This is a genomic window from Nitrospiraceae bacterium (genome assembly GCA_020632595.1).
Classification (GTDB): Bacteria; Nitrospirota; Nitrospiria; order Nitrospirales; family UBA8639; genus Nitrospira_E.
In genome coordinates this window covers 1001057-1018573 of record JACKFF010000001.1, presented here as the reverse complement: position 1 = coordinate 1018573, position 17517 = coordinate 1001057, and the positions used below count along the sequence as shown (strand labels likewise).

General features: G+C 50.3%; 24 protein-coding genes and 1 tRNA gene. 7 read left to right on the top strand and 18 right to left on the bottom strand.

Going from position 1 to position 17517, the window contains the following annotated elements; all coding sequences use genetic code 11:
• Positions 1-3: 3 nt before the first annotated feature.
• Complete coding sequence (locus H6750_04690) at positions 4-687, top strand: hypothetical protein (protein MCB9773604.1); 684 nt, start codon at positions 4-6, stop codon at positions 685-687.
• Positions 688-736: 49 nt separating this feature from the next.
• Positions 737-1828 (top strand): DNA polymerase III subunit delta, encoded by a 1092-nt coding sequence (holA, locus tag H6750_04685; protein ID MCB9773603.1) that lies wholly within the window; start codon positions 737-739, stop codon positions 1826-1828.
• A gap of 23 nt (positions 1829-1851) precedes the next feature.
• On the opposite strand, the gene rpsT is transcribed toward holA, so the two are convergent.
• Positions 1852-2124, bottom strand: a complete 273-nt coding sequence (gene rpsT / locus H6750_04680) for a 30S ribosomal protein S20 (GenBank protein ID MCB9773602.1) — start codon at positions 2122-2124, stop codon at positions 1852-1854.
• A gap of 236 nt (positions 2125-2360) precedes the next feature.
• Between rpsT and H6750_04675 the strand changes: the two genes are divergently transcribed.
• A tRNA-His gene (locus H6750_04675) sits at positions 2361-2437 on the top strand.
• Here the strand turns inward: H6750_04675 and H6750_04670 are convergent.
• The 6 genes from H6750_04670 to H6750_04645 all read right to left on the bottom strand — a co-directional run bounded on the left by H6750_04670 (position 2426) and on the right by H6750_04645 (position 5099).
• Positions 2426-3733, bottom strand: coding sequence for a site-specific integrase (locus tag H6750_04670; protein MCB9773601.1), 1308 nt, complete (start codon positions 3731-3733; stop codon positions 2426-2428). The two genes, H6750_04675 and H6750_04670, sit on opposite strands and share 12 nt — an antisense overlap.
• A 3-nt stretch (positions 3734-3736) precedes the next feature.
• On the bottom strand, positions 3737-4069 hold the full coding sequence (locus H6750_04665) for a hypothetical protein (protein MCB9773600.1): 333 nt from the start codon (positions 4067-4069) through the stop codon (positions 3737-3739).
• Between the two features lie 74 nt (positions 4070-4143).
• Positions 4144-4395 (bottom strand): hypothetical protein, encoded by a 252-nt coding sequence (locus tag H6750_04660; protein MCB9773599.1) that lies wholly within the window; start codon positions 4393-4395, stop codon positions 4144-4146.
• Positions 4396-4426: 31 nt separating this feature from the next.
• Complete coding sequence (locus H6750_04655) at positions 4427-4648, bottom strand: hypothetical protein (GenBank protein MCB9773598.1); 222 nt, start codon at positions 4646-4648, stop codon at positions 4427-4429.
• 25 nt (positions 4649-4673) lie between these two features.
• The gene (locus H6750_04650) at positions 4674-4937 is read right to left on the bottom strand and encodes a hypothetical protein (GenBank protein MCB9773597.1); all 264 of its coding nucleotides are present in this window, start codon (positions 4935-4937) and stop codon (positions 4674-4676) included.
• Between the two features lie 9 nt (positions 4938-4946).
• Entirely contained in the window at positions 4947-5099 is a 153-nt protein-coding gene (locus tag H6750_04645) for a hypothetical protein (protein MCB9773596.1), read from the bottom strand.
• A gap of 107 nt (positions 5100-5206) precedes the next feature.
• Here H6750_04645 and H6750_04640 point away from each other — a divergent pair, with 107 nt between their 5' ends.
• Positions 5207-5380, top strand: a complete 174-nt coding sequence (locus H6750_04640; GenBank protein ID MCB9773595.1) for a hypothetical protein — start codon at positions 5207-5209, stop codon at positions 5378-5380.
• A 16-nt stretch (positions 5381-5396) separates the two neighbouring features.
• On the opposite strand, the gene H6750_04635 is transcribed toward H6750_04640, so the two are convergent.
• From H6750_04635 to H6750_04590, 10 genes are all read right to left on the bottom strand, one after another.
• Positions 5397-5810: a C40 family peptidase gene (locus H6750_04635; protein MCB9773594.1), complete on the bottom strand. Its 414-nt coding sequence runs from the start codon at positions 5808-5810 to the stop codon at positions 5397-5399.
• Complete coding sequence (locus H6750_04630; GenBank protein MCB9773593.1) at positions 5803-6324, bottom strand: hypothetical protein; 522 nt, start codon at positions 6322-6324, stop codon at positions 5803-5805. The genes H6750_04635 and H6750_04630 overlap by 8 nt, the downstream gene beginning before the upstream one ends.
• A gap of 228 nt (positions 6325-6552) precedes the next feature.
• Positions 6553-7044, bottom strand: coding sequence for a hypothetical protein (locus H6750_04625; GenBank protein MCB9773592.1), 492 nt, complete (start codon positions 7042-7044; stop codon positions 6553-6555).
• Between the two features lie 320 nt (positions 7045-7364).
• Complete coding sequence (locus tag H6750_04620; protein ID MCB9773591.1) at positions 7365-7844, bottom strand: hypothetical protein; 480 nt, start codon at positions 7842-7844, stop codon at positions 7365-7367.
• A 155-nt stretch (positions 7845-7999) separates the two neighbouring features.
• Positions 8000-8248, bottom strand: coding sequence for a hypothetical protein (locus H6750_04615; protein MCB9773590.1), 249 nt, complete (start codon positions 8246-8248; stop codon positions 8000-8002).
• Between the two features lie 49 nt (positions 8249-8297).
• Entirely contained in the window at positions 8298-8858 is a 561-nt protein-coding gene (locus H6750_04610) for a hypothetical protein (protein MCB9773589.1), read from the bottom strand.
• A 46-nt stretch (positions 8859-8904) separates the two neighbouring features.
• On the bottom strand, positions 8905-9582 hold the full coding sequence (locus tag H6750_04605) for a hypothetical protein (protein MCB9773588.1): 678 nt from the start codon (positions 9580-9582) through the stop codon (positions 8905-8907).
• A gap of 51 nt (positions 9583-9633) precedes the next feature.
• On the bottom strand, positions 9634-9852 hold the full coding sequence (locus H6750_04600) for a helix-turn-helix domain-containing protein (protein MCB9773587.1): 219 nt from the start codon (positions 9850-9852) through the stop codon (positions 9634-9636).
• Between the two features lie 124 nt (positions 9853-9976).
• Entirely contained in the window at positions 9977-10957 is a 981-nt protein-coding gene (locus H6750_04595; GenBank protein MCB9773586.1) for a hypothetical protein, read from the bottom strand.
• A gap of 349 nt (positions 10958-11306) precedes the next feature.
• Entirely contained in the window at positions 11307-12407 is a 1101-nt protein-coding gene (locus tag H6750_04590; protein MCB9773585.1) for a hypothetical protein, read from the bottom strand.
• Between the two features lie 508 nt (positions 12408-12915).
• Between H6750_04590 and H6750_04585 the strand changes: the two genes are divergently transcribed.
• Together H6750_04585 and H6750_04580 are read left to right on the top strand one after the other, a co-directional pair.
• Positions 12916-13380, top strand: a complete 465-nt coding sequence (locus H6750_04585; protein ID MCB9773584.1) for a mobile mystery protein A — start codon at positions 12916-12918, stop codon at positions 13378-13380.
• Positions 13377-13991 carry a mobile mystery protein B gene (locus H6750_04580; GenBank protein ID MCB9773583.1) on the top strand — a complete coding sequence of 205 codons (615 nt, stop codon included), beginning with the start codon at positions 13377-13379 and terminating at the stop codon, positions 13989-13991. The genes H6750_04585 and H6750_04580 overlap by 4 nt, the downstream gene beginning before the upstream one ends.
• A 309-nt stretch (positions 13992-14300) precedes the next feature.
• On the opposite strand, the gene H6750_04575 is transcribed toward H6750_04580, so the two are convergent.
• Positions 14301-15233: a hypothetical protein gene (locus tag H6750_04575; protein ID MCB9773582.1), complete on the bottom strand. Its 933-nt coding sequence runs from the start codon at positions 15231-15233 to the stop codon at positions 14301-14303.
• A gap of 554 nt (positions 15234-15787) precedes the next feature.
• Here H6750_04575 and H6750_04570 point away from each other — a divergent pair.
• Positions 15788-17482, top strand: a complete 1695-nt coding sequence (locus H6750_04570; protein ID MCB9773581.1) for an NADH-quinone oxidoreductase subunit L — start codon at positions 15788-15790, stop codon at positions 17480-17482.
• Positions 17483-17517 lie beyond the last annotated feature (35 nt).

The window sequence follows — 17517 nt, the reverse complement described above, 5'->3', positions numbered from 1 at the left end:
AGGATGAGATATCTGATAAGCGGATGGGGAATCTTGCTCTGCCTGAGTGCAGGATGTGGGTATCAATTCACGGTTGAGGGGCCGGGCCCGGTCATCGGGGGGAGTGCCGACCACGAGTTGCAGGGACCACCGCTTCGTCTGGCCTTTCCTGTGCTTAAAAATAATAGCTTTGAACCAAACCTGGAATTCAAATACACCAGTTATCTTCGTCAGGCGTTGCAATCGGTCGGAAGCGCCGAATTTGTGGATGATGCCTCCGCCGATTTTGTGATGGAAGGCGCGATTCTATCGGTCACGCTTTCCTCGTTAGCCTTTACTCGCACGCAGACACAAGAAAGCCGGGTTATGGTGAAAGTGTTGTTGAAGGTGAAGGATCGGAAAACGGGGAAAGTCCGATGGTCTCAAATCGGAACCAGTACAGCTGAATTTTTTGTGAATGCGTCATCCACGTCGGATTCCGAGAGGGGATTGCAATTCAACCGGGTTTTGCAGGACCGGGCGGTTGAACAAGCCGGGCAACAGGTGGCTGCCAATTTAGCCGATCAATTTTTGGGGGCCAGGGAGCAGGGGGTTTTTGAGAGGAATGGAAAGGCGACCATCCCGGATGCGGAATCCCATGGTGACGAATCCCCCGAAATCTCAGCGCCTTCCGGAGATCTCGTACCTTCAGATTCTCAAATGCCTTGATTACCTCAATGGTTTGGCAGCATTCTCTGCTTCGTGAGGCGCATTCACCGTGAAAATTCATGACCTTCAAAGTCAGATCAACCGGCATGGATTATCTCCCCTGTATTTGGTGATTGGGGAAGAGCCCTATTTCCGCGATCAGGCTTTGAGCATGCTTCGTGTGGCAGGTCAGGAAAAGAATGCTTCAAAGTTATCGGACCCTTCAGCGGCCCATGATTCCTCCCAGATGTTTCATGTCGATGTCGTTTATGGCGATGAGACCGATGCCTCCGAAATATTAGCCATTTCGGAAGAGGCCTCGTTTTTTTCATCGAGACGACTCCTCATCATAAAATGGGCAGATAAGCTCTCTGCTCGTGATGGGGAAGCTCTCATACCCTATTTTCAGAATCCCAATGAAACGACCACGATGGTTATGACTGCAGCAAAATTAGACGGGCGGACGAAGTGGGTGCAAGAGCTTAAAAAGCGGGGGACGGTGGTGGAATGCGCTCCCCTATTTGAGGGGCAAAGAGCAGGGTGGGTCACGCAGCGAGCGCGAGAGTTAGGCTTGCAGTTGGAAGACAGTGCCCTTGAGATATTGAAGGATCAGGTTGCCGAAGGGTTGTATGGGACGGCCGGTGAATTAGAGAAATTGGTGGCGTTCATGCCGGAAGGCCATCGGGTTCGGGCACAAGACGTGGAAACGGTCAGAGGAAAACCGCCGGGTATTTCGGTGTTTGATTGGTCGGAAGCCGTTGCCCGAGGGGATCAGGGGCGGGCATTGGATATTGTGGCCAAAAACTTAGAAACCGGCGAAGCCCCCTTACGTATGTTAGGTGCCTTTCTGTGGCAGATGCGGAAGATCTGGAAAACGCATGAGCTGATGCAAGAAGGGTATGATGCGGGACAGGCTACACGCCAAGCAGGGATTCCTCCGTTTCGGACGCGGGAATTTATCCAGCAGGTTCAGCGGTGGAAGCAATCCCACCTCCGTCGAGCATGGGAATTATTCGCTCAAGCTGATTCGGCTCTTAAAGGAGGGCGGGCATCACGTCCGAAGCTCATTTTGGATGACCTGGTTATCCAGCTTTGCCGGGCCACCAAAGCCGGTCAAGGCAGCAAGGTCGCAGGTGGACGCATGAAATCTCACAAGGCGTGAGAACTGGTTACCATTTGACCGTATTATTTGGGTGAGAGTGCGTTGACGCGGGATGCGAGACGGGAAACCCAACGAGAGGCGGTGTTCCGATGAAGCGTGCCTTTGGTTACGGCTTTATGCAGCTCAGAGGTCGCTTCTCGCAAAGAAGCCTTGGCCTCGTCGCCCTTGTTCTCTTTGACCGCTCCATGAACTTTCTTGATAAAGGTTCTGACGCGTCGCATGATAGACCGGTTGCGTTCCTGGCGCTTCAGAGTTTGCCGAGCTGCTTTGATTGCTGATTGATGTCGATTAGCCATAATTTCCTCCAGAAAAAATCGAAGTGTGCTTTCTAACACAATTTCATGAAAGTGGTCAATTGAACGCGGGGTAAATTGTTGTGGTGTTTAACAGGCTTTATGGCGCTTGAAATATCAGGTTCTCTCGAAAAATTAGGTCAGTCATTCCCGATGGTCGCGATCGGTATGTGGCTTGCGACGCCTATGGTCCTCTGATAAGATTGCCCTCTTCTTCCGCCCGAAACTTCCATGTGATGGTGGGTGTAGCTCAGTTGGTTAGAGCGCCGGATTGTGGATCCGGAGGTCGCGGGTTCGAAACCCGTCACTCACCCCATTTTTCTTCATTTCTTTCAATGTCATGTGTTTTGACCCCGTTGAGAGTGCCGGGTAAAGTGCCGACTCCATCCCCGAAAGGGGTACTCAAGCGGTCAACTTCAAGGTTCTGCCCCCGTTCAGATTCTTTCAACCAGTGGGTGTATGTATCCACTGTCAGTTGAATACTGGCGTGACCGAGCTGCCGTTGAACATAGACCACATTCGCTCCGCTTAGAATCATTCGACTAGCGAAGGCATGCCGGGTAGCATGGATCCACCGATATGGGATCCCCGCCGCCCTTAAAAGCGGTTTCCACACACGATCTCGAAAGTTATTCGACCGGATCATATCTCCGCCCGGCGTAGTAAATAACCATTCCTCGGCTGTCCGCTCATTCAACATGGCCTCGGCTTCACGGACTACCAGGTAATCCCTCAAAACCGCGACCAGATCGTGTGCTAAGTCGACCTTGCGTTTCTGGCGGCTCTTCGGGGTGTTTGAGAGTTGCCCTGCCGTGAAGTTGCGTTGGACCCACACATACCGCTTCCGCAAGTCCAGATCTTCCGGCCGCAATGCCACGGCTTCCCCCTCTCGCATACCTGTGCGAAACAGCAGCAAAATAAACGGGTAATAGTGGGGGTATTTCTCCTTGGTGGTCTGGAGCACCCGGCATTCTTCCTCGTGGCTAAACGTGTCCACCTCTTCTCCACATTTGCCGGTCTTAATAAGCTTGGATGTTTTTAACGCCGGGTTGTGCTGAACATGCCCATCCTCAAGGGCTTCGGTAAACAGCGCCGACAAACAAAGCAAAACGTTTTTAATGGTCTTGGGCTTACGCCCATCCTCACTCAAGGAGGACACCAGTTCCCGCACCTTGCCCCTGGTCACTTCAGCTAGGGGCAGTGCTCCAAAGGCCGGGGTTAAGTGAATCCTCAAAATGCTGTCGTATCGTTTTATTGTCGTATGTTTCAGCCCTGCGGCTCGTTTGGCTTTCATAAACGTTTCGCCGTAAGCCTTGAGCGTCACCACTGCGGCCGCTTCAGCGTCCCGGCGTTGTTGTTCCGTTTCGGCGTCCCGTTGCTTCAGGGCCTCTTCTTGTCGCCGGGCTTCCTGTTCGGGGAATAGTCTGCCTTCTAAGGCTCGCCCCTTGCGGGTATCTCGCCAGTGCCGCGCCTTGGATATCGTGCCAAAGCCAAACTTCCGTACATCCTGCCCCCGGTATTCCATGCGAACGGCAAACCGCTCCCCCCCGGCAACCCGGTAGGCAAAAATCCCCTCTTCCTTTCGAATCAACGTTCGGCGTGTTCCCGCCATGGATTAGCCCTCCTCGGTCATGGGCACAGCCCATTGGTCAAACTCGCCGAGCAATTCAAGAAGATCGTCTTCGTATCCCTGTCGCTGCCAGGACAAATCTTCCTCTTCCTTTGCCGCGTTTTCTCCGATAATTTCCAGATCCGGGCAATACCCCGTTGCGGGTTCAACAGTGATTTTCGCGCACACCATGACTCCCTCGCCCCATTCACGCTTGGCCCGTCCACGCCACCGCGCCTTGAGCAATTCCACAAAGCGGCCCGCACCGGCCACCGTATCAAACCCCTGTTGATCGAAGATGTTTTCACCAAGGGTTTTTTTAATCAAAATAAAGTCCATTATTACTGGTCCTTACAAGTCATCCACCACACCGGCCCACGTTTAGAGAGTCCATTCGTCCATCGCGCCAGGGATTAGCCCTCCTCGATCTCCACATGCGATTCCACTTCTTGCAGGGCATCCCTCGACCACTGGAACAGCGCCCCGAATACTTCAGACAGGTCATGTTGAGTAATACAAAAATCACTTTTGGGATTGATGGTCGACAAGATCGCTAGCGTGGAAGTCAACCTCCTCAGATTGCTTAACGCTTCGTCCATGTGGTCCCCCCGAGGCTCAGGGTTGGTCTCTTCTTGTAATTTGAGAGCTGTCATTTTTGAAGTCATGATTCAGAGTCCTTTCGTATGGGCAAGGTTATTACGCTTTTCGGTTGGATCGTTTCGCGGCCGGGCTCTTCGCCCGTTTAACGGTGACTTCTGCGACAAAAACTTCGGTGGGGTAACAGCGCTGAAGCTGCTCGGCCTCTTTTTCGGCGGCCCGGTAGGTTCGGCATTGCGTGCCCTCAATTGAAAACGGTTCACCATTTGGTCCTTTGAGATGGCATGGGGAATAGAAAACACCCTTTGTGGGAATCTTCATGACTCAGGTTCCTTTCTTTTTTTGGTTACTGACCACCAGGAGTTTCCTTCACGGAAAACTGACCATCGACATTGAGACCGCCATGATCGTTGAGCGTCCCATAGTGCCCCCATATATGATTGTGGCACCCAGTCAGATCGAACAGCGCCTTCGAAAATTGGCGTTCAAATTCTTGGCTTCCCCGTGGGTCCGCGCTGGTAAACCGGCCAGATCCATGTTTGTCGGTTTCAATCTCGTACACAAAGGCGGCTTCCGTGGTTGTGGCCTTGACCTGTGCAGGTTTGCCCATGGGGTTCACTCACGCTCCTTTCTTTTGTGGTTTGGTTTGAAATTCACGTTCCAACAAAGCCCGGATAAAACCTGAAGCCGTGTAGCCCTTGGTTTTCAGCCTGTCTAACTTGCGTTTCATGGATACAGGCAGTTGGATCAACACCTTCGTCATTGTGGCCATATCCTCACCTCCTCTCGTTTAAATTTATATAAATATAGATTTATATATTTCATAAAGTCAATATATATTTGACTATATTGAAACCCTCGGGCTAGGCTACCGCCGCCATGGCCGAAAAAGCGGAAGGAAAACGCAAAACGTACGGGTTGAGCTTGGACCAGGAACTCATGAAAGAGGTCAAGCATTTAGCTGTCGATGAAGATCGAAACGTCAATGAAATGCTCGAAGAGGGAATGCGCCTCTTGCTCCAAAAATATAAAAAGAAGAGTCCAGGCCGATGAGCGGAACCAGGCTACCTCACAACCCAGCCCGCGCCGCTTGAAACCGATAAAACCCCTTCAGACAGCTTCGCCATGGCTGTTGGAGAAAATTATCCACGCCACTACCCTCCCCGCCCGCCGTATGCAGAAAGACACCAGGCCCGCACACCAAACCGAGGTGAAGGGTGTCCTTGGTATAGCAAAACGCGGCAATGTCAAATAGTTTCGGATCGCCGGGAGGAATGGGCTTCCATTGATCCAGGCGGGCTTTCTGTTTGCCTGTTGCAACCCCATCATCCAGGAGTGAAGGGAGGTCGTGCCCCACTTCTCGGAGCACGGCCCAGATCAACCCCCAACAATCATAAGACGGACCGCGCCCGCGTGGAGCAAAGGGTAGTCCCACCCAACGACGCCAATTAAACGAATCTGCGGAAAACGGCGGGCTATTCATCTGGCCCTGTTAGTGGTGGGTGAAGTTTCTCAAAGACCGCGTACAGGGCTGTCAGGTCATACCCGCACAAGAGATATTCAGCTAGGGCAAACTGAATGACGGCACGAAGGATCAGGGGGTTCCGGTCGCGAACCGCAAATAGTTTGGCCTGCATGAGGTTGGTCAAGGTTTCGTGCGTCCAGGGAGCTGCCGTAACCAATGGAGAAAGACGATTGATATTCTTCGCCGTCCAGGACAACAGCGGCTCAATTTTGGTGTCCGCGTCCAACTCATCGAAGACGGTTTGAAGTTCATGGGCCATCGGCACCCGGAAGGTAGGGTCCGCGTGTCCCCGCTTTCGAGCGTGAATGACCAACGCCGCGGCTGTCAGGATCTCATCGACGTACACACCATGGGAGGATTCAAGGGCAACCAACGCCGCTTGCATGGCCGCATACCATTGGCTCACCCGCTCATCGCTTGTCTGTGCCGCCAAATTCTGCCGCATAAGGCTATGAAGGACTTCCTCGCTCACAAGTTCCCTCCTTTTAAAATTCCCCGAACATTGTGGATCCCGGTCACCGTATTTGCGACATGGAAATTCCAGGACCCGCCAGGGAGACGATAGATAAACACTGGGGGCACATTAACCCCGTGCGAATCACAGGCTCACACGTACCGCGCACTTGCTCATTCACTTGCCCAACGCACAGCGGCCGAAGGCATACCGAGCACCGAACCCCACAACTGACCATTGATTCCTTCATCGCTTTCCCCTCTGAAAATCACGCAACCCCTTATCGAGCACTTGTTGGGTAATCCGTGCGGCTTCTTTGCCGATCCTGGCTCGCAGGCGTGGCTCAATCTTCCGGAAGGTGTCTTTAAATGGCTGTTCCAGCTTGGCCGCATGAAACCCAAGGAACCGGCTCAGATAGCCAACCAACACAATCCCATTTTTGCCCACCACCACCTTGGTCAGGACATGGGACAATTGCGCCCCCTTGCCCTCTTTGTCTTTAATTTTCGTGAAGGTCTTTTTCTTGGACTTGAGCGTGAACCCCACGGCTCGTCTTGGCAGATTGATCCCAGGAGGCCCAAACAGGTTATTCTTGCGAAATTCCGTTTTGAACTTCGCTCCCTCCCGCGCATATTCCCGTTTCAGAGTGGAGAGAATGCGTTTGGGAGCCAGCTTACTGGCCTCTTCTAAGCCCTTGATATTCGTAATCTCGAACGTAATGGAATCATTGAAGGCCATAGCGCCCCCCCCTTTCTTTGTCGAATAGTAGAAGATATTGCCTGTTGACCAAACCGGAAATTTTTCCCACAAAATTTCCTAAAACCGGACACCCCACGGCCTTTCCTGTCCCGGCCTTTCTGTGTTGCGACTGACAACACGGTTTACAGTTATATGTTGCATTATCATGGCTTTTATTTACATAAAACACGAGTATTTTCAATATGTTAATGATAAATATGTCAACTAATGTTGCATGTCAACCAAATAAAAAAACCACAAACTAGCAAAATACTGCGCCGCTCGACCTCCGCAGTAATGGGTTACCAGAAAGGACCCGCTCATCCCGAAGTGCGTACACCATGATGGTGGTCAACGTGCCGGTAGATGTGCCGCTCCCGGCCGGGATAGATCCACCGCCACACCTCCGCCGGTCGAACACCACACACCAAACTAAGAGTATCAACGGCCTGCTCAACTAGTGCCCGGTGTGTCCGGACAGTCCGCCATTTACTCGGAGGCCTGCCTGGCTCCGGCTTCTTTTCCTTGACGCCCCACAACCAATGCAAGTTTGCTCCGATGGCCTCTTGCATCCGCTTAATCCCCATCGATGTCTGCTCAGACCCACCTCGCCAAACCTTCGTCAGCGGTGGAACTGGTGGGAGTTTCCAAACAAACTGTTTCTTCCCATTCAAGGCTTTCTCAACGAAGGACAGTGAGCGGCCAACCTGCCGGGAAATTTCCGGATTCGGAAACCCACTGGCATTTAATTCCAACATGAGACCTCTCACCCGTTCCCGATCAATTATCTGCATATCCATTCAACACCCCCATCAAGAGAACGGATCACCCCCCACTCCAAGTAGGCAGTGAGGGGCTCACCGCTTTTACCCACAAGATCCGATGGGCTCCAGGGTAACCGGCCCCTGCCAGGCATCGGACGAACAACACGCGCTCCCAGCACCAGCGCATTCCCTTAGTTCGCTAGAAAGGTTTTCGACTCAGCTATGCTTGAGCGAACAACGCCGCGGCCGTCGCATACGCTCGACCGTCCATTTTTCAACCCGGTTAGGTAGGCCTGAAAACATCCAAAATCGAGAAATTCCTCTTGCAGTGCGGGCGTTCGTTCATAGGCTCGCCGCAATGATTCGGCGTCATCCGCAAGCTTTAGGATATCCGCGTCAGAAACCCTGCTAGGTTGACTGTTTGCGTTCGATGTGATCATGTTTCACTCCATTTGAAAAATTGTGAATATTCGCCCGCGTGATAGCCCTTCAGAGATTAAATTGCTCGGCCAGCCGGTCCTTAATTCGCACAAAGCCTTCTCCCTGAGGAACTTTGAGCCCCAGTGCATTAATCAGAGGCAAATAAAGCGTTCCTGGCTGATAGAGGCAAATGGAGCAATAAATTTCATCATACCTCTCTTGAATTTCCGCCCGGTGTTTTTCAATGAGCAGGACAGAGGCCTGCCGCCAAGCCCGGTCTTCTTCGGTCTTCAGAGATTTGACAGCCTGCGCAAGGTGCAACTCGGCCTCCTTTAACGACGCTTCCGTGGACGTGAGAATTTCAGTCGAATCCCGCAAGCCATCCCTAGCCTTTCCCAACTCCCGTTTCACTTTTGCCAAATCAGCCTCGCTCGCAGATCCTCTTCCGATATTGGTAATCACTTCAGCTCGTGAAGCTTCTAGACCATTGGCTAGTCGCTCGGCTTCAGCTTTCTGGAAGGTCCGGGTTTCAACCTGTTTTATGAGATTGTCTCGGGTAGCTTGTGCGGCCCGAACCTGCTCACGCCATTCACTGAGAACGCTTGATGTCTGCACTGTCGCACTTTCCATAAAAATTCCCCTTTCGTTGATTGTGATTCGCCCGTGAATAAAAATATCAATCGCGTTGAAATGCCTTGAGTGGGTTGCCGATAGGTTGAAACCCGTCCTTTTTGGGAATACCAACCGCCTCGCGCAATTTTTCCAATGCCTGGAAAGCTTCCCCATCCGCTGCTCTTCGATCTCCCCCTTCGGAGGTTTTTCCATTTTCTGCCTGATTCGCTCTTTCCCCATTTATCCCCTGACTTTTACCCCTTAACCGCTCTTCCGCATTTTGGTTTTCTTGTCGCCCCTCTCCTTCCCCCAAACCCTCTTTCTCTCCCTTTTCCTCTGACTCTTTTCTTCTTTTCTCTCTCTCTGCCTCTGACTCTGTCTCTGAAAGAGCATTTTGCTTGCGGTCAGCTAGCATTTTGCTAGCTTGCTGCTTGCTCAGCGCTAGCAAGAAACCTGATTCAAATAGCGGCTTTAGGTCTGGTTCGTGTTCTAAACGCATGACTTTTTTTAAATATTTCGAATCGAGTGGAATGACGTTATCGCGCCGCCCGGCAATCAAAAGGAGGAGGAGGTAGTAGAGTTGTGCTTCAAGTGGGAGACTGATAAATGCGTCATCGTCAAGAATTTCATAATATAATTTGATCCATGGTGGGCAGCGTTTTTTATAGTGTTGGAATCTCTCAAAGTTCTTGACACGAAAAAACCGTGAAGGCTGCAACCCTTTTTTAGTTTGCTTCCCCATTAACACTCGGCCTTTTTGAATTGCTCCATCACCAACTCCATTGGCCTTCGCTCACTTCTGCAACCCTGGCCCCTTTGCCCTGGGTCGCGTGATGGTTGGCCGTTCCTCCCCTTCTTTGCCCATGTAATTACGGATCTCATCGGGATCGAACCGAACCGCCGCACCGTGTCGGTAAATTTTAATGCGGCCACTGGCACCCAATCGGCGCACAGTAAAGGGATTGAGGCCAGTAGCCTCTGCCGCTGCGCTTGCGTTAACCAAATTACCCATGACCGCCTCCTTCAGTTCTTTAAACTTAAACCCCTGAGGCGCAATTTAGATTAGGTTTGGTTGGCTGTCATAAAATATAAAGGGGACCCCCTTTATATTCGACTAGGGATGAAAAAGTGCGGGACTAGTTGGGAAGCTTTTTATACTTGGCTGGGGGGCGTCCCTGACCCGCAAGCCATAACCTATACTCACGGGCAATAGTGGAATCACCAATGTCCAGATTCGAATCTCGGGCTTGCTCAATGGCTTGGCGGATGGCCTTTGCTTGTTGGCCGCGCTGTCTGGTGGGGATGGGGATTGCTGAAAATATTTTATTTAGGCCCATTTGTTCTCTCTGTGTGAGGCCGGGCCGGACAGGCTTTTTCCTTTCTTTTAACCAATCAGGTTCTACCTCTACTTCAAAACGATCAAAGACCGCGTCAAGGGCTCGTTGTGCGCCCTTGCGCGTCACACCCGGCTTGAGTTCAAGAATCATCTTTCGTGGCACCCTGCTATCAACGTAAAGCCCTTCTTCTGTGAAAATACGGCATGGGCTAAAATCGGGACGGAGCGGAACCGGCGGCTCAGACAGGGGAACAGGTTCGCGCTCGATATCCCAGTTGATCCCAAGCCATTTAATCCAGCGAAAGTCCCAAGGATCCAACCCCCACTTTTGGCACAGATGATAGGCATCGAGGTCAGCCCAAAGCGTTACCGGGGAGACCGCCGCCGTTAAGACGTTGGGACCAAGTTCTTTCTCATACCTTTCACAAAGGACAACCCAGGCCGTCAAAAGCCCTTCAAAAAAGGAGTCGGCGTGCTGTTTGAGGGAGGGAACTTTCTCCCAATAGGCTTGAGGATATTTTTGTTTGTATAAAAGAATGTCATCCCGGAAGGCTTTATCAGAAAAAAGGAGGTTGCGATTTTTCTCAAAATCATGCTCTTCTTTTTTGCCATAGGTGTGGGGCCACTCTGAACGCATGGCCCACTCAGGTAGCCCTAATGCTTGCCTCTCAGCGCCGGAAACGGGTGTCAATGGAAGCAAAGGAGGCAATCTGGCCCGACGATGCCCCGCTGCCGTGTCGGGCGTTCGGGGTTTGTTGGTGGGCCGTTTTTTTTGTGCCATGCCCCCTCCCGCTGGGTTCCTGCTAATTATGAGGGAGGCCCCGCCGCCTTGCAGGAGAAGACGGCGTCATGGAAGGGATCAGCTTCCAATTAGGGGCCTTTATTGAAAGTGCCGGGAAAAGTGCCGGGTTGCTAGCTAAAATAGATCAAAGGTAGTCAAAAGGCTAGTTGGATATTGTGTTGTTCTTGTTGAGTGGCCTTGCTTGGCTTAGACCGGTGAAAACACCTAAGGACACTTCGAAACCCGTCACTCACCCCATCTTCCTCTTTGTGAAAACGCTAAGATTTGAAAGACTTAGGTGGAAGCATGCCTTCCAGTGGATGTATAGATTGCGGCTCGATTGCAGAGATTAAGGCCATATTAGAGGATCTATTTTGTCTGCATAACGATTGGCCCAAGCGAACCATTCATCGACTTTTGGGTTGGGTTCACTCGATTTCATCCTTTGATCCACGGCTTCCTTGAGTGCGGCTAGATAGGCTCGGATTTGTTGAGCCTTCTGCCAGTTGGTAACCTCCTGGTCAAGCTCCGCTATTTGCGCTTCCTCCTCCAAGCGCTTCTGCTCAAGGGCCTTTCCCCGTTCCTCTGCCTCCAATCGTTCCTGATGTTCCCGTTCCCGCTTGAGACGTTCGGCCTTTTCCCATTGAGCCACTTGAATGAGTCCAAGAATGAACGGATGTAAGAGGTCTTCCACCTTTTGTCGCTTGCCATCACTCCATAATTTTTGGAGAGGTGTTCCCCACGTAAAGTCCAGAATTTTTACAGTTAATATTCCTGTGGTTTGATATTGAAATCGGTCTCGGTCCCACCAGGACAGAGGTTCGGGCTCTTTTGATTTAATTTCGATGCGTCGGAAGCGCTCTTCGATCCCAAACTCCAGAGATTCCCCAAGTATACGCACAGTCACCTTGGGTTTTTCTTTGTGTTGAAAGGCAATGGGGTAGGCCCGCTCCTCAAGGGCATAGTAGAGGGTATTAAGGATACGAATGGCCCGAGGCAGGCTTTTTTTGCTCACTCGGAGATTATGGGTTCGCAGTTCAGGACACCATAACGCCTGATATTTATCAGGTTTGGCTTTTTCAAAACTCGGTCGCATTTGCTCTAGGAGGGGGTGAAGTTTTCCTATTCGAGAGGGAACATGAATGGGGTTTTTTAAAGCATTCTCAATTTCAGGGCTTTGCCTTTTCTCTTCAGGGAGTGGGGCCTTTAGATAGCGGAATTTTTGCACGCCAATCGAGATTTTGTTTGATGATGAACCCGGTAACTCAGGGAGTGGTGCTGGTTTCATTCTCCTCCCAGCTGCAATTTTTGCCCAATACCCCCGGGCTAGCATGGGGATATTGGCCTTCCGACAGGTTTTAGTTAGGGCGACATCGGAGACCCCAAATTTTTTGGCTAATTTATTCATGGGACTGGTCCAAACCTGGTGGTAGAGGTCATTCCGCTCCATAACACAATGGGGTGCTTCTCCATGTTTGTTCCCTCCTTTTAAAGCCTTTTCTTATTTTAGAAGATTTGGTGCAACCCATTTTCTTAAATAAAAATGATCTTTTGGAATGAGAATTCAGCGAGGTGCTTTTGTATTTGGGAGCGTGCCTTGGTCTTCCTGATTTTTCGGACATCTCGGAAATGCCTCTGGCTACCCGTTAGGTTCCTGTAGGGGGTTTTGGTCATATTCCCATCTTTTGCCAGATTTCATTTTTTAATTGATTGTGGTCTATACCAATAACTTGGTTTTGCCTGTCGTATGCACTAAAGTAAAATACTTAATATAATCTTTTAATTTTTGGTTAATCAATGTCTTATATTTTTCGTATTTGAGGGTTTATTTTGATAATATGTTTACTTTTAAGTGTACGTTTAATATATATTGTATAATTATAGAATGACAAAAATATATTAAGCGTTTATTTATTAGGGTACATTTATTATGTAATTGTATACTTATAGGTGAACAAATGAATGTTAAATCAGTCGTCAGCAAACAATATCGGGATAAAATTAATAAAGCTTCTATAAAGGCTGGTGATATTGTTGTTCCTCCAGAAGGGTGGATTTGTACAACAAGAAAGGCGCTCGGGATTTCTGCTGCACAGTTGGCCAGGCGACTTGGGGTCACCAGGAGTCATATCTCCAATACCGAAAGAAATGAATTGAACGGAAGCGTCACACTCAAAACCTTGAAAGGTATGGCTGAAGGGATGGAGTGTCACCTTGTCTATGCCATAGTGCCCAAACGAAATGTGGAGAATATTCTGAAAGCCAGAGCCAGGGAAAAGGCTATTTTACGTATCAAAGAAGCGCAGACCCATATGGCGTTAGAAGATCAGGCCTTATCAGAAAAACAAATAAAGTTTGAAATCAATCGTCTAACCAATGAAATCCTTAAAGATCCTCCTCCCGACTTTTGGAATAATGAATGAGGAATTCGATGAAATATCCAGAAGGGGCAACGCCGCTTGATCCAGATGAAATGGATGGACTCCGACACAAACATGTCACAACACGGGAAGAGCTGGATTATTTAGAGCAGGCGAATATTCAAAAAGGTTTGCAATGGATGAAAAGAAGCCGTCAATCAGACATTATTCAGGAAAGCTATGTGCGTGAGCTTCATCGCCAATTGTTTGGAGAAGTTTGGAGCTGGGCTGGAACATTTCGTGCCACAGAAAAAAATATCGGAGTCGATCCCCGTAAAATTCCGGTACAACTTCGAAATCTATTGGATGATGTTCGCTATTGGATTGAGCATAAAGCCTACGCACCTGAAGAAATCGCGATTCGGTTTCATTATGGTCTGGTTGCAATCCACCCTTTCCCAAATGGCAATGGGCGACATGCACGTGTGATGGCTGATGCCCTGATGTTAAAGATTTTTAAAAAACCACCTATTGACTGGACCGGAGGGAAGAATTTACAGGAAATGGGGAAACGCCGAAGCGAATATATTCTAGCGCTTCAAATGGCTGATCAGGGGGATTATGATTCCCTTTTGGAGTTTGGAGGGGTGAAAACTGAGAGGTCACAAAATTAATTCACAGCGGAGTGTAAAAATCCAGAGAATTGGTTGGGCCAATTGAGGATCGTATTTTCATTCCAAAAGGTTCGATGATCGTCCATCCACCCACCCCTTTTTCCATTTCTATATCTTTTTCTGATTTCCAACCCGGGTTTTCCCCTACGTTATATCTTGATGAAAAATTTCGACTTTTTCCCTTTCAGGCTAGACCTAATTTCTATCCAGGATTTTCCTGAAAGCGATCCACTTCGGAGGACCGGTGGTGTGGCAGATTGCCCGGTTGGTCATTTTTCAACGGCGCCGGTTTTGCCGGGCACTTCGGCTCTAATAGCCAATGTTGTCCTTGATTGGAAAAGCCTCTATCCGCTTGGAAGCGACGGTTTTACACTGAAGTTTTAGACCCGTAAAGTATTTGTCATTTCCGTAATACGCCCGAACACCCGTGGCAACCTGTCCGGTGGGACATGCTGACCACTCGCTCCAACCAGGTTTATTTTCTGCTGCCTGTTCAACTTTGTTGAGGCAGTTGGCCCGGGTAAATTCCTCTATGTTCTGAAGCTCGATGACGGCAGGATTTAATGCTGGCGAGTCTTCGAGTTTGACTTCTGAGGCCATGATTTTGACTCCCTTGATTTCCCACATTTGGTGACTATGCGCCTGTTGAGGAAGCAGCCCGGCATGCCCGCCACACACCTTCACTTTACGGATAAAATGTTTGCCATCTTTGGTAAAGTCAAAATTCTTTTCGCTCTCCGGAAAGTTAACGTCTTTGTAGTCAATCCCCCCTAACAGGTGCTTGCACCGCTCAAGTTCCTGTTCCGCAACCACTCTTATCCCTCCCTGGTAACGGGGATCCACCAATGTCCCATACAGCTTCAGGAGGCAGGGGTTGTTTTTGCGTTCCTCTAGGCCTAGCCCCGTGATGGCATAGTAGCTCGGCGGGTTCGGCAGTTTTTTGTTCTTTCCAACGTTTACCTCTACCGATGCATCTCCCCGAGAACCGGATAGCCCGCTGGGCTCCCCCACTCCCTGTCTGACAATTTCACTGGTGGCGCCTGTTGCCGTGTCATCTGTTAACCCCGGCTTGCTGCCATCATTTTGGATGACGGTAGCCATATAGAGAATGTAGTCGTCTCTATCATAGTCAGAGCGAATTGCTGTCTCTCCAAACACCAATGAAACAAAACCTAGGGTACCCACTGCTGCCGTCACCAACACACAGGCGTATACACCCGTTACCCGATTGAAGGAAATCATGATCAACCTCCCTGTTCTGCCCATGAAATAAGGGGGTGTGCGGATATTTAGATGCTTCCCCCCCCGTATGTTCGCTCAATATATATATATATTAAAACCTCGGAAGGGGCTATGTACTCCGCAGGCGTGATTCTTCAAGAGAATTTCAGGGCATACTACTCCTTCTCATTTTGAGAGTAAGAAGCCCCCTTGCCTTTCGCTCAGCAGGAAAACGGTTTCATGAAAGATTTTCAGCATTATTAGCATGAGAGGTCCTTCTCCTTTCTGTTAAATGAATCGGGCCGGGAATCCCTATCCTACTGATGGGACATGTGGCCGGCGTGTTTCAACGGGCATGATTTTCTCTCCCCAAAGGCACCAAGATGTGAGAACCCGAAAGGCCCATGAGTTGGGTCTAACACATTATTGCTTATCGCACCATCAATCGTTAAGTAAAAGGATCATGTTTGATCGGAACGAGACACGATATTAATTACAGGAATTTCCGTCTCGGCGATTGTGCTATCGGAATGTTCCCGATGCCGCTTCGCCCTTGAGACTGTTGGTGACTCCATATGACCACAGCCGTTTTCATTCCTCTCCTCCCGCTGCTGGCCGCCATGCTGATTGGTTGGCAGGGGAAACGTCTGGCATCCCGCGTGGCGTTGATCGGGATCGTCGCCACCGCCGGGTCCAGTTTTTTCTCGTTTCTGACCCTGTACCACGTCAGTACCGAAGGCCCGTTTCAACTCACCTTCTGGTCGTGGGGGCAGGGGGCTTCTTCCGCACTGACGTTCGGGATGTTGGTCGACCGGCTGACAGCGGTAATGATGGTGCTTATCTCCAGTGTCAGTGTAATCATTCATCTGTATTCCCGCCGGTATTTACAGGGTGATGCGGGGTACCAGCGGTTTTTCGGGTTACTCGGGTTGATGACCTTCACCATCCTCTCCTTGGTCGCCAGCGCCAATTTCCTGATGTTGTTTTTGTTCTGGCAATTATTAAGCTGGGTGTTGTATCTACTGCTGGCTTTCAATTTTTCTTATCCCGCGGCATGTGAGTATGCGCGAAAAACGTTATTGGTTCATCGAATCGGGGATATCACCTTTCTCTCTGGCCTTCTGCTTATTTATCAGTATTTCGGCACGTTTGAATTTGCGGTCGTGTTTCAACTGGCGGCTTCGGATCCTCCGATGATCCGGTTGTGGTCCGGGTTCCCCTTTGAAATCAGTATCGTACCGGTCATCGGACTGCTGATTTTCGTCGGCGCGATGGCCAAATCCGCGCAATTTCCATTGCACGTCTGGCTTCCGGACACGATGGATTCCCCGACGCCGGTCTCCGCCCTCATGCATGCCGGGATCATCAACGCCGGCGGGTTTCTGCTGAACCGGTTGGCCCCGTTGTACGCCCTGTCTCCGTCGACCCTTCATCTCGTGTTCATCGTGGGATTCTGCACTGTTCTGCTTGGAGCCTCGATGATGTTGGTTCAGAATGACATTAAGAAAACCCTGGGTTTTTCCACCATGGGACAGATGGGGTACATGATTATGGAGTGTGGCCTGGGGGCCTTTGCCCTCGCCATCTTCCACCTCATCGCGCATGGATTCTTTAAGGCCACCCTCTTTCTGGCTTCGGGAAGTATCATTCAAGCCGCGCGACATGAGCCGAAATTTCCACCAACCTCCGGTCACCGACCGACCAAGCTGCCGACCACGTTGACCTGGACAACCGGGTTGAGCGTGACGCTGCTGATGCCGCTGTTTATTCTTTTGGTGGCCCATGGTGTGTTGGACGTGCCTCTTCGAGATGATCACGGGGCGGTAATCTTTCTCTTTTTCGGATGGGTGACGGCTTCTCAGGCGATTTTCAGCCTTTATCGTTTGCAGGCCGTGGCTTCCTGGAAGGTTGCCGGTGCAATGATCGCGACGTTGTTTTTTATCGGATTCATCTATTTATGGGCGGGTGAATCCTTCACGCATTTTCTCTATCCGGAGCCGGGCGTCGCCGATGGGTTTTTCGAGGCCGCGGCCTTTCAGCCCCAGGTATTCGATGCGCTGATCATAATATCCACGCTGGTGGTGCTGTTCGGTTGGCTGGTTATGTACACCACGGCCCGTGGACAGAAAATTCTCAACCCCCATTGGGTACTTTCGATACGGCAGACCGGTTGGGTTTTGCTTATCAACCGGTGTTATGTAGATGGACTGTATAAAAAACTGGGTGCTGCCCTGCTCCGCTTGGCGGAGAAAGTGGCTTACCGGTATTAACCCTGGTCAGATGAGCATGTCTTTTAAAAATAACC